Here is a 15,393-nt window from a genome sequence, read left to right as displayed (position 1 = left end):
TTGATCACCCGAAGCCATACCAAGGGCGATGCGCCCTCCACGGCGGTCTATTCGGACTGCGAGAGGTATCGCTATAGCCTCAGCCGTGTTTGGGACGCAGGTGCCGAACGGGTGATGTTTGTGATGTTGAACCCGTCCACCGCGACAGAGGTGCAGAACGATCCAACGGTTGAACGCTGTGAAAGACGGGCGCGGACGCTGGGCTTTGGCGGGTTTCGTGTGACCAATATTTTTGCGTGGCGGGCCACAGACCCGCGCGACATGAAGGCAGCCAGAGATCCTGTAGGCCCACAGAATGATGAGATCCTGTCTGAAGGGGCCGAATGGGCGGATCGAATTATCGCCGCCTGGGGCGTGCATGGTGCGCATCAAAATCGAGGCTTGGCCGTCGCAGATATGCTTCGCGCGGGGCCAAAGCCGCTGTTCCATTTGGGATTGTCCAAAGCGGGCCACCCGAAGCACCCGCTCTATCTGCCATATGTGCAGCAACCCGTGCTCTGGACCTGAGAAAACCAGTCTGCCTTAGAGGTGTATTAACTTGCCCAGGCTACCACGAAACTGCCCGCTATAGGGGCAGAGTGATTGATCCAGCGGAGCGGATGGGAAAACACATGTTTGGGATGTCTGGATTGGTGGGTGCGTTGACCGGCGGCGCAGCGGCGCCCGCCGGAGTGGATGCCGCAGACGGGGTCGAAAGCGTCGAACCCCCGCTCGCGCAGCATGTGAAGACCGTTCCGAACATGACCGCTGCGCAGGATGGCACGCTGCTTGATGCGCCTGCGGAAGGGTCGGAAACAACCGGCTGGATTGCGCAAGAACACGCCGCGCAGATCCATGATTTCGAACCGGCCCAAGATGCGCTCGTCTTGGTCTGGGACGACCGTACCCCCGACGCGCGAGAGCCACAGGTCCACATCGCAGAAGACACCGCACAGCCTGGCCAATTGCAGGTTTGGATGGGGAGACGCATGATGGCGCAAATTGGCGGACCTGCCCCTTTGGCCGAAGCTGACCTTGCCCTAGTTCCGCTGAGCGTGGCACAGGATTTGGGGTTTGCACCTGATTGATATGCAACGCGAACCGAAGCGTTTGGAAGGGATCAGACCCGGCGATCCGTAAAGATACCCTTTGCCAAACACCTCCGGATTTCCTATACGCCCCCATCGCCAGCTGATTCCCATCGGTCGGCGGTATCTCCATGGGCCTGTGCTGGACGACATCCCGGCCTGCGCCATTCCTTTTCACTTTATCCTATGAAGGAGACCCCGATGTCGATTACGCCCGAAGAAAAAGCACGCGTGATGAAAGAATTTGGCACCAAAGAAGGCGACACAGGTTCGCCCGAAGTACAGGTTGCCGTTCTGAGCTCGCGTATTGCCACGCTGACAGAGCACTTCAAGACCCACAAGAAAGACAACCACGGTCGCCGTGGCCTTTTGAAAATGGTCGCGACGCGCCGTAAGCTGCTGGACTATGTCAAAGGCAAAGATGAGGCCCGTTATCAGGACCTGATCAAACGTCTGGGTCTGCGCCGCTAAGCGCAGCCGCATCTCAGAGTTATTGAAAACGCCCGGTTCTTGCCGGGCGTTTTTTATTGTGGGGCGCAATGTGGTGCGGCCCCGGCATTTTTGAAAATTCCAGACGGCTTCCTTTGAAGAAAACAAATCACGTCAATTGCAGGGCGGGCAAATCAAATTGGCCTCCGCCCGCCGCTGTTGCCGCCTGAGTTGCGCATATTCACAAGGCTTTCCATTGCAACAAAAAACCTGTATGCCCCCGCAATCTGAAAGCCGGCGCCCGGACCTCAGCGCCTGACAAAGAAGATACCGAGGTCAGGGGGAATGCGCCCCCTATGCAAAGGCCAATTGGCCAACACAGGAAACGTAGATGTTTAATGTAACGACAAAATCCATTCAGTGGGGCGAAGAGACGCTCACACTGGAAACAGGTAAAGTGGCCCGTCAGGCAGACGGTTCCGTCATCGCAACGCTGGGCGAAACCAGCGTGATGGCAAACGTCACCTATGCACGACAGCAAAAGCCCGGACAGGACTTTTTCCCGCTGACCGTCCACTACCAAGAGAAATATTACGCCGCCGGCAAAGTGCCAGGCGGTTTTTTCAAACGTGAGGCACGCCCCACCGAGAAAGAAACTCTGACAGCCCGCCTGATCGACCGTCCGATCCGTCCGCTGTTTGTCCCCGGCTTCAAAAACGAAGTTCTGGTGATGTGTACTGTTCTGTCTCACGATCTGGTCAATGACCCGGACATGGTTGCAATGATCGCCGCCTCTGCCGCACTGACCATCTCTGGTGCGCCGTTCATGGGCCCAATCGCGGGCGCCCGCGTCGGTTATGAGGATGGTGAATATATCCTGAACCCAACCGTGGACGACATGCAGGACTTGCGCCTGAACCCGGATCAGCGTTTGGATCTGGTTGTGGCCGGCACCAAAGACGCCGTGATGATGGTTGAATCCGAAGCCTATGAACTGACCGAAGAAGAAATGCTCGGCGCGGTGAAATTTGCTCATGACAGCATTCAACCTGTCATCGACCTGATCATCGATCTGGCCGAAGATGCCGCGAAAGAGCCGTTTGACTTCCAGCCTGTAGACTACTCCGAGTTGTCCGCAGCCGTGGCCAAAGCAGGCGAAAAAGAAATGCGCGCCGCTTTTGCAATCGCCGACAAGCAAGAGCGCACCGCCGCTGTTTCCGCTGCGCGTGAAACGATCAAAGCCGCATTGAGCGAAGAGCAATTGGCAGATGCCAACCTCGGTTCCGCGATGAAAGGTCTTGAGGCCTCCATCCTGCGCGGTGACGTTGTCAAAACCGGCAAGCGTATCGACGGCCGCAAGACCGACGAGATCCGCGAAATCGTTTCGCAAACCGGTCTGCTGCCACGGACGCACGGCTCTGCCCTGTTCACACGCGGCGAAACTCAGGGTCTGGTTGTGACCACGCTGGGCACCGGTGACGACGAACAGTTCATCGACGCGCTGCATGGCAACTTCAAATCCAACTTCCTGCTGCATTATAACTTCCCTCCCTATTCGGTGGGTGAAGTTGGCCGCGTGGGCCCTCCCGGCCGTCGTGAGATCGGTCACGGCAAACTTGCATGGCGTGCGCTTCAGGCGGTTCTGCCTGCGGCTACCGACTTCCCCTACACCATCCGCGTTGTGTCCGAGATCACCGAATCCAACGGGTCGTCCTCCATGGCGTCTGTCTGCGGTGGCTCCTTGTCCATGATGGACGCGGGCGTTCCGCTGAAATCTGCTGTGGCAGGTGTTGCGATGGGTCTGATCCTCGAAGAAGACGGGTCTTACGCGATCCTGTCCGACATTCTGGGCGATGAAGATCACCTCGGTGATATGGACTTTAAAGTGGCCGGTACCGAAGCAGGGATCACGTCCTTGCAGATGGACATCAAGATTGCCGGTATCACGCAAGAGATCATGGAAAAAGCACTGGCGCAGGCCAAAGAAGGCCGGATCCATATCCTTGGTGAGATGAACAAAGCCATCTCCGGCGCGGCAGATTTCTCTGTTCACGCACCGCGCATCGAAACGATGCAGATCCCAACGGACAAAATCCGTGAAGTGATCGGTTCGGGCGGTAAAGTCATCCGTGAGATCGTTGAAGTGTCCGGCGCCAAGGTCGACATCAACGACGAAGGCATCATCAAGATCGCGTCGCCAAACGGTGACAGCATCAAGAAAGCCTACGACATGATCCATTCGATCGTGGCAGAGCCAGAAGAAGGCATGGTCTACACCGGCACGGTTGTGAAAATTGTCGACTTCGGTGCATTCGTGAACTTCTTTGGCAAGCGCGACGGCCTGGTGCATGTGTCCCAGATCGAAAACCGCCGCCTGAATCATCCTTCAGATGTTCTTAAGGAAGGCCAGGAAGTGAAAGTGAAGCTTTTGGGCTTTGACGATCGCGGCAAGGTGCGCCTGTCCATGAAGGTTGTGGATCAGGAAACCGGCGAAGAGATCAAGAAAGAAGAAAAAGCAGAGGATTGATCCTCTCTTTGTTCTGAAAATCTTTGGAAAGGCCCCGGTGGAAACATCGGGGCTTTTTGCTGTTAACATCTGATATTGCTGAATTTACTGCTCCGACAAACCAGCGGTTGTGCAGCAAACCTAATACTTGCCAAGCGGAATCCCGCTCCTTACTCATTTCCCATGAACTTTCTCTACCGTGCCTTGTTTAAGCATTTGATGCTCTCTGCGGTCCGTTCGCATCAAGATGCGGGACGTCCTGCGCTGGCCGGCTACGCCTTTGATCTGATTACCGCCAAGATCCATTTGGATGGACGGTTTGCGCATCGCGAATTGTCGGCGCTGGAAAGGCATGTGTTTCCGCAATTGGAGCCGGGCGGGATCTGTCTGGATGTGGGCGCCAATATTGGCAATCACGCAGTAAACTTTGCCGATGTGTTTGATCAAGTTCACGCCTTTGAACCGAACCAAAAGGCGCTTGAACTGCTCAGGATCAACGCGGCTTTGCGGCCCAATATTACCGTTCATCCCGTGGGGCTATCGGACCAGTCGCGCGTGCTGGAGGTCATCCAACCTGCCTTTAACCTTGGTGGCACGGGGGCGAGTGCTACGAACGGAAATCCACTGGATGAAAAGGTCGAGCTACAGCTCAAGGCGCTGGATGAGATGAAACTGCCCTTAAACGGCAAACGCGTCACCTTTATGAAGATAGATGTCGAGGGCCATGAGCCCGAGGTGATCCGCGGTGCGGCGCAGACATTGTCGGTTCACAGTCCGGTCTTGGGCATCGAGGTGGACCGCCGTTCCGTTCAGGATGGCAGCAGCCCGGCGCTGGATGCAGCGCAGGCGCTTGGGTATGCCCATATGTACGCCATGCGGCGAGGCCGCGCGGCACTGTTCCGCGCGGTAGACAGGCCCACCGCGCGCAACTATCCATTGTTGCTGTTGTCGAAGTCCAAACTCGACTTCGACTAGGATCAGCCCGGCGCTTTGGTTGTGCGCAGGTAGGGCAGAACGGTTGTAAATTCCCCGAACTTGGCCTTTGCATCGTCATTGGAAACAGTTGGCGGAATGATCACATCATCGCCAACATTCCAATTTGCCGGTGTCGCCACGCCATTGCCCGTGGACATCTGCAACCCATCCAGCGCCCGCAGCACTTCGGCAAAGTTGCGACCAACGGTCATGGGATATGTCATCGAAAGCTTCAATTGCTTGTCGGGTCCAATGATGAAGACAGACCGCACCGTGGCGCTGTCTGCGGGCGTGCGGCCATCGGGCAAATAGGCCTCTGCTGGCAGCATGTCGAAGGCTTTGGACACTTCCAAGCCGGTGTCTGCGATGATCGGGAAACCGGCCTTGGCGCCGGCAACCTGCTCGATATCGCCCTTCCATTTTTTGTGGTCCTCAACGCCATCGACGCTGACGCCAATCACCTTGGTGCCGCGCTTGGCCCATTCATCGGCCAGCTGTGCCACCGCACCGAATTCCGTGGTGCAAACGGGTGTGAAGTCTTTGGGGTGCGAAAACAGGATCGCCCAGCTGTCACCGATCCAGTCATGCAAAGAAAGGCTGCCTTGATCGGTTTCGACAGTAAGATCAGGAATAGTGTCGTTAATGCGCAAACCCATGGTATCCTCCGGGGTAATTGTCAGAATGCTGTATGCATGATGTAATTATTCTTAAGTCCAGTTGCATCCCCTCTCTTGCAGCACCACATGCTGAGTGACAAAGTGGCGCAGATTTCGTCAGGGACGGACCCTGTTGCATCAACGAAACAAAGGATTTCTGTCATGCTCGAGAAAAAAGAGTTCTACATCAACGGCCAGTGGGTCGCGCCTGCGGTCGCCAATGATTATGCCGTCATCAACCCATCCACCGAAGAACAATGCGCTGTCATCTCTCTGGGCGGGCAAGCGGACACCGACGCGGCTGTCGCTGCTGCGCGTGCCGCATTCGACAGTTGGTCGCAGACCTCCAAGGAAGAGCGGACCCGCCTGATCGAAAAGCTCAAGGAAGTCTATATCGCCCGCCAGGAAGAGATGGCGCAGGCGATGTCGCAGGAAATGGGTGCGCCCATTGACCTGAGCCGTGCCCAGCAGGTTGGTGCAGGCAGCTGGCACATTGACGGGTTCCTCAAAGCATTTGAGGATTTCTCGTTCGAGCGCGACTTTACCGCCACCGAAAAAACCCTGCTTGAGCCGATTGGCGTTTGCGCGCTGATCACGCCCTGGAACTGGCCGATGAACCAGATCATCCTCAAGGCCATTCCGGCGATGGCGACCGGCTGCACCGTAATCCTGAAACCGTCCGAGATTGCACCGCTGTCTGGCATTCTGTTCGCCGAGTTTGTCCACGAGGCCGGCTTCCCCGCTGGTGTGTTCAATCTGGTCAATGGCGACGGTCCCGGTGTCGGCAGCCAGCTGTCCAGCCATCCAGAGGTGGACATGGTCAGTTTCACCGGCTCCACCCGCGCGGGTATCGCGATTTCCAAGGCGGCGGCAGACACGCTCAAGCGTGTATCGCTTGAGCTGGGCGGCAAGGGTGCCAATGTGATCTTTGAAGACGCGCACCCCAAGGCGGCCAAAGCGGGCGCAATCCGTTGTTTCCGCAACTCTGGCCAGTCCTGTAACGCGCCAACGCGGATGCTGGTGCACAAATCGCGATATGACGAGGCTGTGGAAATGGCGGCAGACGTGGCCAACAACACGCATGTCGGCCCGGCCTCCGAAGAGGGTAAGCACATTGGCCCTGTCGTGTCCGAAGCGCAATTCAACAAGATCCAGGGTCTGATTGAAAAGGGGATGTCGGAGGCGCGTCTCGTGGCAGGCGGGTTGGGCCGTCCTGATGGATTGAACCGCGGCTACTACGTAAAGCCAACCGTTTTTGCCGATGTCACAAACGACATGACCATCGCGCAGGAAGAGGTCTTTGGCCCGGTTTTGTCGATCATCCCCTTTGAGACCGAAGAGGAAGCCATCGCGATTGCCAATGATACGCCTTATGGCTTGACCAACTACATCCAGACCGAAGACACCGAGAAACGCCGCCGCGTGGCGCGTCGGTTGCGCTCTGGCATGGTGGAAACAAATGGTCAGGGCTTTGCCATGGGCTCACCCTTTGGCGGGTACAAACAATCCGGCAACGGCCGTGAGGGCGGTGTGTTTGGCCTTGAGGAATTCCTTGAAATCAAGGCGGTGTCCGGTTGGGCCGCTGAATAGATCGCCATCCTTGGCGCATGATCTGGGGCTGCCTTCGGGCGGCCTCTTTTCTTTTCAACTGGCCGCGCCCGACAGAACCCGCAGGATTGAGTTTTTCTTGCCAAATGAAGCCAAGAGTAGCGCTTTACACTTCGTTTACCTTGCGCGGCTAACGTTGTGTCGCGCGGGTAGCTGGAGAGCGACCCCGTGTGCCAAGTGAAGCCCCGTTCGGCCGGGCGCACCGGTCTGGACGGGGTGATGGCCCTTTGCTTCATTTGGCAAGAAAAACTCAATCCCGCCCTCTCAGAACGGTGCCTTCGCCCGGATTTTCACGGATCGGCCACCCTGCGGATGATTGAAGCGCAACTCTTCCGAATGAAGCATCAGGCGCGGAAACTCCAACGCGGGGCCGCTTGCATAAAACGGATCCCCCAAGATCGGATGTCCCAGCGCCAGCATATGCACACGCAGCTGGTGGCTGCGACCAGTCTTGGGCATCAGGCGCACACGGGCCGTCGTGCCCTCGTCTTTGATCACACGCCAGTCTGTCTGCGCCGGTTTGCCCGTGTCATGGCATACCATTTGAAGCGGCCGGTTCGGCCAGTCGACGATCAGGGGCAAATCAATAGTCCCCGACTTTTCCGCCGGTACGCCCCAGACCCGCGCCACATAGGTTTTACGGGTCATGCGTTTTTCAAACTGCAAGCCAAGGTGGCGTTGGGCATAGGGCGTCAGGGCAAAGATCATGACGCCGGATGTGTCGCGGTCCAGACGGTGCACCAGCAAGGCATCGGGAAAGGCGGCCTGCACCCGCGAGAGCAGGCAATCGGCCAGATGTTCGCCTTTGCCCGGCACGCTCAGCAAACCGGCGGGTTTATCGACCAACAGCACCTCTGCATCTTCGTGCAAAATCACAAGCGGGTCTTGGGGCGGGGAATACGTAACGTCCATAGGCCGTTCGATCACAGATGTAGGGTGGGTTTTCAACCCACCTCATGCCAGTCTTTGCCAAACAAAGGAGAATTGAGATGCATCCCACAGTGCAAAAGTTTCACGATATGGTGCTTGAAGGCAATCATGAGGGGGTGTCGGATCTGATGGCAGATGACATCCGCTTCATGCCGCCGACCTATTGGGCGACATGGCACGGTCGCGAGGCGGTCTCAGCGGTGTTGGGGCATGTCGGCGAGGTGTTCGAGGATTTCCGCTATCGCCGCGTGCTGGGTGAGGACGATTATTGGATCCTTGAGTTTGAGTGCAAGATCGATGGCTTGGATTGTGTCGGGCTGGATCTGATGACCTTGAACGAGGCTGGCGAAATGCAGCAGCTTGAGGTGGTGATGCGGCCCCACAAAACTGTCGGCGCTCTGCGGGAGGCGATGAACAAGCGCGTTGCGACCGACCCGCGGTTTCTCAAGCTGCGCGAGGCGCTGTCTTAACCTTGTTGCGGTTTGCGCATCTGGCGCAACATTGAGCCTGAATAGATCACCAATGCCGCCCAAATCATGGGAAAGGCAACCATACGCGCCTGACCAAAGGGTTCTTTGAAGACAAAGACCGCGACGAGGAAAATCATCGTGGGCGCAATATATTGCAAGATGCCGATCGTCGAGAGGCGCAGCAGTTTGGCGCCGTTGGCATAGATCATCAACGGCACCGCTGTCACCGCGCCGCAACCGAGCAAAAGCCAGGTGTCGCGGGTCAGGCTGAGGCTGAAATGCGATTGGGCCGTTGCAGTGAGATACCCAAGATAGCCGAGCGCCGGGACAATCAGGATCAGCACTTCAAGCAAGAATCCCTGATTGGGGCCGATAGGCAGGCTTTTCTTGGCCAGTGCGTAGAACCCCCAGGACACGGTCAGCGCCAGCGCAACCCAAGGCATACGACCGGCGTCCAGTGTCAGGACCAGCACCGCACCCGCTGCCAGGGCGATGGCAAGCATCTGTGCCTTGCTCAGACGTTCCCCCAGCAGGACCGACGCAAGAAAAATGCTGAACAACGGGTTGATGTAATAGCCCAACGCCGCCTCAAGAGTGTTGCCCGAAGTGATCGCCCAGACATAGATCCCCCAATTGATCGAGATCAGCGCCGCCGTCACACAGCCCATGGCCAACATACGCGGCGTGCGCAGCGCCTCTCGCAGGGCGTCGGTGCGGCGCAAGATGATCAACACCACCGCAGCAATCGGCAGTGACCAGATGATCCGGTGCACCACCACTTCAGCCGCAGGAATATGCGAGAGCAGTTTCATGTATAGGGGTAGGAAGCCCCAGAACACATAGGCTCCCAGCGCATAAGCCAGACCTAGCGGTGTGTCTTCGTTTTTGGTGGGGGGCAAGCTGTCTGGGTTACGCATGGCGGATCCTCCGGCGTCATGCGTAACCGCGATTGTGGAGGGCGACCACCCCTAAACTTTGACCCGTTCAGAGGCGGGATCATACATCGGTTTCAGCGATACATCTGCCTTGACGCGGGTGCCTGCCACGTCGATTTCGTAGGACGAGGCCAGTACATCTGCCGCACTTTCCCCTTTACACGGCACATAGCCAAGGCCAATCGCTCCGCCCAATGCATGGCCATATGACCCCGAGGACAGATAGCCGACAATCTCGCCGTCCCGCAGCACCGGTTCATTGTGGTAGAGCAGTGGTTCAGGATCGGTCAATCGGAACTGCACCATCCGCGCGTCCAGCCCGGTTTCCTTTTTGCGCAGCACCGCATCGCGGCCGATAAAGTCAGGCTTGTCGGTTTTCACGGCAAAGCCGAGGCCCGCCTCCAATACATGATCTTCTGCGGTGATGTCATGGCCAAAGTGGCGAAAGCCCTTTTCGATGCGGCAACTGTCCATCATATGCATTCCGCAGAGTTTCAGATCCATGTCCGCGCCAGCCTCTGCGAGCGTTTCAAACACATGTGCCGATTGATCGGCACTGACGTAGATCTCCCAGCCCAGTTCACCTACGTAAGTCACGCGGTGCACGCGGGCGAGGCCCATCCCGATCTCGATCTCTTGCGCGGTGCCAAAAGGATTGACTGCATTGCTGAAATCATCGGGCGAGACGGCTTGCAGCAGTTTGCGGGCGTTTGGCCCCATCACGGCAAGAACACCCTCACCCGCCGTGACATCCGTGATGACCACGTTGAACGCACCCTGATGGCGGCGCATCCATGTTTCATCAGCCAGACGCGTTGCCGCAGGTGTCACCACCAGATAGGCGGTTTCGGACAGGCGCGTGACGGTCACATCCGCCTCGATTCCGCCACGTTGGTTCAGAAATTGGGTGTAGACAATTTTGCCCACAGGCACGTCGTATTGCCCGCCGCCGATGTGGTTCATAAAGGCGCAGGCGTCGCGGCCCTCAACGCGGATTTTGCCAAAGGATGACATGTCGTACATGCCGACGTTCTCACGTACGGCCATATGTTCGGCGCGGACATTGTCAAAGAAGTTCTGCCGCTTCCAGCTGTATTCATATTCCGGTGTCTGCCCCGGAACCGCAAACCAGTTGGCGCGTTCCCATCCCGCCAGTTCGCCCATAACGGCGCCGAGATCCTTGAGGTGCTGATGGAATGGGGTGCGGCGCACCCCGCGCGCTGTGGCCTTTTGCCGGAAGGGATAGTGATCGGCATAGAGCAGGCCCAGAGTTTCCTTGGACCGTTCGGCCAGATAGGTCTTGTTGCCTTGGAAAGGCTGCATGCGGCTGATGTCGACATCGCCCAGATCAAAGGGTTTCTCGCCGTCGTGCATCCATTGCGCCAATGCCATGCCAGCGCCGCCAGCCGATTGGATACCAATGGAGTTAAAGCCCGCCGCGACCCAGACATTGTCCATCTCCGGCGCGAGGCCAAGGTGATAGGCGTCGTCCGGGGTAAAGCTCTCGGGGCCGTTGAAGAATGTGTGAATGCCGGCCTCTGCCAGCATCGGCATCCGGTTCACCGCGTGTTCGAGGATAGGCTCGAAGTGGTCAAAATCTTCGGGCAGTTGGTCAAATTCAAAGTCCGCCGGAATACCATCCAACGCCCAAGGTTTGGCGTTGGGTTCAAATGCGCCAAGCAAAATCTTGCCTGCATCTTCTTTGTAATAGGCGCATTCGTCCGGCACCCGCAGAACCGGCAGTTGTTTCAGCCCTTCGATGGCTTCGGTCACGATATAGAAATGCTCGCAGGCCTGAAGTGGCACGTTCACGCCCAGCATCCGGCCAACCTCATGCCCCCACATGCCGCCGCAATTCACCACCATGTCGCAGGCGATATGGCCGCTTTCCTCGCCCTGTGCCCAATCCACGCCGGTGATCCGCCGTCCCTCGCGGGTGACGCCGGTGGCGCGGGTGCGTTCCAGCACCTGTGCGCCGCCTTGTCGTGCGCCCTTGGCCATCGCAAGCGCGATATTGGCAGGATCGCCCTGCCCGTCCTTGTCCAGATAAACCGCTCCGGTGACACCTTCGATGTTCAGATGCTCGTATTTTTCCAGCACCTCTTCGGGGCTGATTTCCTCAACATCAACGCCAAAGGCACGGGCCATCGCCGCCTGGCGGTAAATTTCTTCGCGGCGCTCTTCGGTCAGGGCCACGGTGATCGACCCGCAGCGTTTGAAGCCAGTGGCCACACCTGTTTCGGTTTCCAGATTGCCGTAGAGTTCCTGCGAATACTTCGCCAGCTTGGTCATATTGGCGGTGGCCCGCAATTGCGCAATCAGACCGGCCGCATGCCAAGTGGTGCCAGAGGTCAGTTGTTTGCGCTCCAGCAGAACAACATCTTTCCACCCCAGCTTGGTCAGGTGGTAGGCAACGGAACAACCGATGACGCCGCCACCGATGATGACAACGCGGGCGTGTGAGGGGGGGATGGCCATGGATGAACCCTTCAAATGATGGTATAATCTGCCGCCAACAAGCGACGGTGAATTTCTTTGATATGCTTGGGGCCAACCTCGCAGCAGCCACCAACGATGGTGGCACCCTGATCCATCCAGCGCAAAACGAGCTCGGCATAGGCCGCAGGGGTCAAGTCGCGTCTGGAGGTCAGCGCATCAACCGTCGGCTTTGCCGTTAGAAAACCTTCGGCGATCTTTTCAAACCCATTGGCATAGGCTCCAAAAGGGCGGGCAGATGCGGCCAGAATAGGCAGCGCCGCAGGCACGGCCTCAGGAGCGGAGCAATTGACGAGCACGGCATCCGCATGATCGGCCACCGCCGCAACCGCCTCTGCCAGATGCTCTCCCGAGCGCAGGCGGGTGCCGTCTTGATCATCCACCGTCATCGCGATCCAGACAGGTTTGCCAGCACTCAGCGCCCCTGCCAGAACGGAGCGGGCATGGTCCACCGAGGCAACGGTTTCTGCCAGAATGAGATCGCATCCCGGCGCCAAGGCCTGGGCGATTTCGGCATAGGCCGGTGTCGCCGTGTCAGGGTCCGGATGCAAATCCGGCCTGTAAGAGGCAACCAGCGGCCCAATCGCCCCCGCGATGCGTGCAGAGCCGCTGTTCTGTGCCTCTTTGAGCGCAAGCGCCAACAGTTCGGCCAATTGATCTTCGAGAGGCGTCCCCAGCAGACGGTCCCGGTGAATTGCATAGCTGTTGGTGGTGGCCACCGAGGCCCCGGCATCTGCATAATCACCGTGGACTTCGGCCACCAATCCGGGGTGATCCACCATCACCTGTGTGGACCACAAAGGCGTTGGCCTGTCCCCGGCGCGGTGCACCAGTTCTTGGCCCATGCCGCCATCCAGAAGCGTGATCGCGCTCATGCCCGGATGCGTTCGTTTTGAGGATCCCAAAGCGGCTGATCGGGTTGCACCGTGGCTTTGCACATCTTGCCAAAGATATCGATCTCGACCTCTGTGCCGGGCACCGCCAGATCGGCCCGCAACATGCCCAGCGCAATTGAGCTGTTCACGCGGTAGCCCCAATCGCCTGATGTGGTCTCGCCCACAACCGCGCCATCATGCCAGACAGTCGACATATAGGGCGCGTCCTGATCACCTGCATCGACGGTCATGATGACAAAGCGTTTCTTGCTGCCAGACTGTTTTTCCAGCTGCATCGCGGCCTTGCCGGGGAAATCCTGCGGTTTGTCGAGTTTGACAAAGCGGTCGAGCCCCCCTTCCAACAAGGTGTAGTCGGTGGACAGATCCCCCTTCCAGGCGCGGTAGCCTTTTTCGATCCGCATGGAATTCAACGCGAACATCCCAAAGGGTTTCGCACCTGCGCCGATCACCGCATCATAAAGCGCGGGAATGTCGGCATTTGCGGCGTGAATTTCCCAACCCAATTCGCCAGCAAAGCTGACTCGCGCCAATGCGCATGGCGTGCCTGCCACTTCGGCCGCTTGATGGGTCAACCAACCCAAGGACAGGTCCGCCTTGGTCTCCAACGCTTCAAACAGCGCACGGCTTTGCGGGCCGGTGACGATCAGTGTTGAGTATTCGGTGGTGTGATCCGTCAGGGTCAACCCTGCATCCCGCGCCGGGCGCAGCACGTCAAAGTCATGCCATTGCGCTGTGGCAGCAGTGATCAGGGTAAAGTGATCCTCGCCGTGCCGCAGGATCGACATTTCGGTCAGGATGCGCCCGCGATTGTCGCCAAAATAGGCCAGGTTCATACGCCCCACTTTGGGCAATCCGCCGGTGATCCGCCCGCGCAGCCATTCGGCAGCGCCGTCACCCGACAAATTGAAACGGGAAAAACCCGGCAGATCCAGAACGCCCACACCATCGCGCACTGCCTCGACCTCTTCTTTGACGCGCAGCGCCCATGGGCCGTTGCGATCCCATGTCTGGGTGCTTTGCTCAGAGGTGTCATCACCCGGTTTGGCAAACCAGTTGGCGCGTTCCCAGCCGTTGAAAGTGCCCATCTGCCCACCTGCCGCGAGGATTTTGTCATGGACCGGAGACAGCTTGCGGTCACGTCCCGCAGGCCAGACATGATGCGGGAAGTGCATGGCGTATTCGTGACCATAGGTTTCCATCGCCTTCTGGTCGCAATAGTCCTGATCCGTGTAATCGGTGTAGCGGCGCGGATCGACTGCCCACATGTCCCACTCAGTCTGTCCTTCGGTGATCCATTCAGCGAGCACCTTGCCCGCGCCGCCACCCTGGGTGATCCCAAAGGTGAACACGCAAGCCTCAAACGCATTTGGCACGCCCGGCATTGGTCCGATCAGCGGCAAGCCGTCTGGAGCATAGGGGATCGGCCCGTTGATCACGCGCCCCACACCGGCGGTGCCCAGGATCGGCACCCGCGCCATGGCGTCTTCGATGTACCACTCCAGACGCTCCAGATCGTCGGGATAAAGTTGGAACGAGAAATCCTCGGGCATGGGGTCTTGCGGCGTGACCCAATGGGCCTTGCAGTTCCGTTCATAGGGGCCGAGGTTGAGACCATTCTTGTCCTGACGCAGGTAGTAGGAGGTGTCCACGTCCCGCAGCAGAGGCACCTTGCGGCCATTTTCCTTGGTCCAGGCAGCCAGTTCGGGGATCTCTTCGGTCAGGAAATACTGGTGGCTCATCACGGTCATCGGCAAGGTGCGCCCGCCATAGGGCTTGAACCACTCAGCCACCCGCTGTGCATAGTAGCCAGCGGCATTCACCACATATTCACAGCGGATATCGCCCTTGTCCGTGTGCACAATCCATTCGGATCCCTCGCGGGTCACGCCCGTTGCAGGGCAGAAGCGTTCGATCCGTGCGCCCATTTCCCGTGCCCCTTTGGCCAGGGCCTGAGTCAACTGCGCTGGATCAATGTCACCATCTGCCGGATCCCACAGCCCCCCTTCAAGATCATGAGTTTCAATGAAGGGATAGCGGTCTTTCATGTCTGACACGGCCATCATTTCAAGGTCGAGACCTTGGTAATTACCCATGGACCGAGCGCGTTCAAATTCCTGCATCCGCTCTTTGCTATGCGCCAGCCGGATGGAGCCGGTGACGTGATAATTCATCGGGTAATCCACCTCTTTTTCCAGCCCTGCATAAAGACCCAGCGAGTAGCGCTGCATGTTCATGATCGCCCAGGAGGTCGAGAAGTTGGGGCAATTGCCCGCCGCGTGCCAAGTGGAGCCTGCTGTCAGTTCGTTCTTTTCCAGCAGGACACAATCGGTCCAGCCGGCCTTGGCCAGATGGTACAGCGACGACACACCGACAACGCCGCCGCCGATGATGACCACGCGGGCCGTTGATGGAAAGTTGCTCATCT

At 58.1% G+C, this 15,393-nt stretch carries 13 protein-coding genes; 7 read left to right on the top strand and 6 right to left on the bottom strand.

Annotated elements, in window-relative coordinates:
- From JNX03_RS14955 to JNX03_RS14935, 5 genes are all read left to right on the top strand, one after another.
- A complete protein-coding gene (locus tag JNX03_RS14955; protein WP_203209808.1) occupies window positions 1–507 on the top strand; it encodes a DUF1643 domain-containing protein in 507 nt (168 codons plus the stop codon).
- A gap of 104 nt (window positions 508–611) precedes the next feature.
- Window positions 612–1,067, top strand: coding sequence for a hypothetical protein (locus JNX03_RS14950; RefSeq protein ID WP_203209807.1), 456 nt, complete (start codon window positions 612–614; stop codon window positions 1,065–1,067).
- Between the two features lie 201 nt (window positions 1,068–1,268).
- Window positions 1,269–1,538, top strand: coding sequence for a 30S ribosomal protein S15 (gene rpsO, locus JNX03_RS14945; protein ID WP_037906963.1), 270 nt, complete (start codon window positions 1,269–1,271; stop codon window positions 1,536–1,538).
- 349 nt (window positions 1,539–1,887) lie between these two features.
- Window positions 1,888–4,023 carry a polyribonucleotide nucleotidyltransferase gene (pnp, locus tag JNX03_RS14940; protein WP_203209806.1) on the top strand — a complete coding sequence of 712 codons (2,136 nt, stop codon included), beginning with the start codon at window positions 1,888–1,890 and terminating at the stop codon, window positions 4,021–4,023.
- A 162-nt stretch (window positions 4,024–4,185) separates the two neighbouring features.
- On the top strand, window positions 4,186–4,977 hold the full coding sequence (locus JNX03_RS14935; protein ID WP_203209805.1) for an FkbM family methyltransferase: 792 nt from the start codon (window positions 4,186–4,188) through the stop codon (window positions 4,975–4,977).
- Window positions 4,978–4,979: 2 nt separating this feature from the next.
- Here the strand turns inward: JNX03_RS14935 and JNX03_RS14930 are convergent, their stop codons facing one another.
- Window positions 4,980–5,633, bottom strand: coding sequence for a peroxiredoxin (locus tag JNX03_RS14930; protein ID WP_203209804.1), 654 nt, complete (start codon window positions 5,631–5,633; stop codon window positions 4,980–4,982).
- A gap of 162 nt (window positions 5,634–5,795) precedes the next feature.
- On the opposite strand from JNX03_RS14930, the gene JNX03_RS14925 reads away from it, so the two are divergent.
- Window positions 5,796–7,223, top strand: a complete 1,428-nt coding sequence (locus JNX03_RS14925; RefSeq protein WP_203209803.1) for an aldehyde dehydrogenase family protein — start codon at window positions 5,796–5,798, stop codon at window positions 7,221–7,223.
- A 282-nt stretch (window positions 7,224–7,505) separates the two neighbouring features.
- On the opposite strand, the gene JNX03_RS14920 is transcribed toward JNX03_RS14925, so the two are convergent.
- Entirely contained in the window at window positions 7,506–8,153 is a 648-nt protein-coding gene (locus tag JNX03_RS14920; RefSeq protein ID WP_203212262.1) for an RluA family pseudouridine synthase, read from the bottom strand.
- Window positions 8,154–8,230: 77 nt separating this feature from the next.
- Between JNX03_RS14920 and JNX03_RS14915 the strand changes: the two genes are divergently transcribed.
- Complete coding sequence (locus tag JNX03_RS14915; protein WP_203209802.1) at window positions 8,231–8,641, top strand: nuclear transport factor 2 family protein; 411 nt, start codon at window positions 8,231–8,233, stop codon at window positions 8,639–8,641.
- On the opposite strand, the gene rarD is transcribed toward JNX03_RS14915, so the two are convergent.
- From rarD to JNX03_RS14895, 4 genes are read right to left on the bottom strand one after another with little or no spacing between them, the layout of a single operon-like run.
- Window positions 8,638–9,558, bottom strand: a complete 921-nt coding sequence (gene rarD, locus JNX03_RS14910) for an EamA family transporter RarD (RefSeq protein WP_203209801.1) — start codon at window positions 9,556–9,558, stop codon at window positions 8,638–8,640. The two genes, JNX03_RS14915 and rarD, sit on opposite strands and share 4 nt — an antisense overlap.
- Before the next feature lie 51 nt (window positions 9,559–9,609).
- Window positions 9,610–12,054 (bottom strand): GcvT family protein, encoded by a 2,445-nt coding sequence (locus tag JNX03_RS14905; RefSeq protein WP_203209800.1) that lies wholly within the window; start codon window positions 12,052–12,054, stop codon window positions 9,610–9,612.
- An 11-nt stretch (window positions 12,055–12,065) separates the two neighbouring features.
- On the bottom strand, window positions 12,066–12,947 hold the full coding sequence (locus JNX03_RS14900; protein WP_203209799.1) for a homocysteine S-methyltransferase family protein: 882 nt from the start codon (window positions 12,945–12,947) through the stop codon (window positions 12,066–12,068).
- Window positions 12,944–15,391 (bottom strand): GcvT family protein, encoded by a 2,448-nt coding sequence (locus JNX03_RS14895; RefSeq protein ID WP_203209798.1) that lies wholly within the window; start codon window positions 15,389–15,391, stop codon window positions 12,944–12,946. Before JNX03_RS14895 ends, JNX03_RS14900 begins: the two co-directional genes overlap by 4 nt.
- Between the last annotated feature and the right edge of the window lie 2 nt (window positions 15,392–15,393).

Source organism: Sulfitobacter mediterraneus (genome assembly GCF_016801775.1).
Lineage (GTDB): Bacteria > Pseudomonadota > Alphaproteobacteria > Rhodobacterales > Rhodobacteraceae > Sulfitobacter > Sulfitobacter mediterraneus_A.
The sequence above is the reverse complement of the archived record's forward strand: the minus strand, read 5'-3'. Positions and strand labels throughout refer to the sequence as shown.

Excerpts from the sequence above, each read along its gene's own strand:
- JNX03_RS14950 (WP_203209807.1), top strand. The coding sequence starts at position 612 with ATGTTTGGGATGTCTGGATTGGTGGGTGCGTTGACCGGCGGCGCAGCG.
- rpsO (WP_037906963.1), top strand. The coding sequence starts at position 1,269 with ATGTCGATTACGCCCGAAGAAAAAGCACGCGTGATGAAAGAATTTGGC.
- pnp (WP_203209806.1), top strand. The coding sequence starts at position 1,888 with ATGTTTAATGTAACGACAAAATCCATTCAGTGGGGCGAAGAGACGCTC.
- JNX03_RS14935 (WP_203209805.1), top strand. The coding sequence starts at position 4,186 with ATGAACTTTCTCTACCGTGCCTTGTTTAAGCATTTGATGCTCTCTGCG.
- JNX03_RS14930 (WP_203209804.1), bottom strand. The coding sequence starts at position 5,633 with ATGGGTTTGCGCATTAACGACACTATTCCTGATCTTACTGTCGAAACC.
- JNX03_RS14925 (WP_203209803.1), top strand. The coding sequence starts at position 5,796 with ATGCTCGAGAAAAAAGAGTTCTACATCAACGGCCAGTGGGTCGCGCCT.
- JNX03_RS14920 (WP_203212262.1), bottom strand. The coding sequence starts at position 8,153 with ATGGACGTTACGTATTCCCCGCCCCAAGACCCGCTTGTGATTTTGCAC.
- JNX03_RS14915 (WP_203209802.1), top strand. The coding sequence starts at position 8,231 with ATGCATCCCACAGTGCAAAAGTTTCACGATATGGTGCTTGAAGGCAAT.
- rarD (WP_203209801.1), bottom strand. The coding sequence starts at position 9,558 with ATGCGTAACCCAGACAGCTTGCCCCCCACCAAAAACGAAGACACACCG.
- JNX03_RS14905 (WP_203209800.1), bottom strand. The coding sequence starts at position 12,054 with ATGGCCATCCCCCCCTCACACGCCCGCGTTGTCATCATCGGTGGCGGC.
- JNX03_RS14900 (WP_203209799.1), bottom strand. The coding sequence starts at position 12,947 with ATGAGCGCGATCACGCTTCTGGATGGCGGCATGGGCCAAGAACTGGTG.
- JNX03_RS14895 (WP_203209798.1), bottom strand. The coding sequence starts at position 15,391 with ATGAGCAACTTTCCATCAACGGCCCGCGTGGTCATCATCGGCGGCGGC.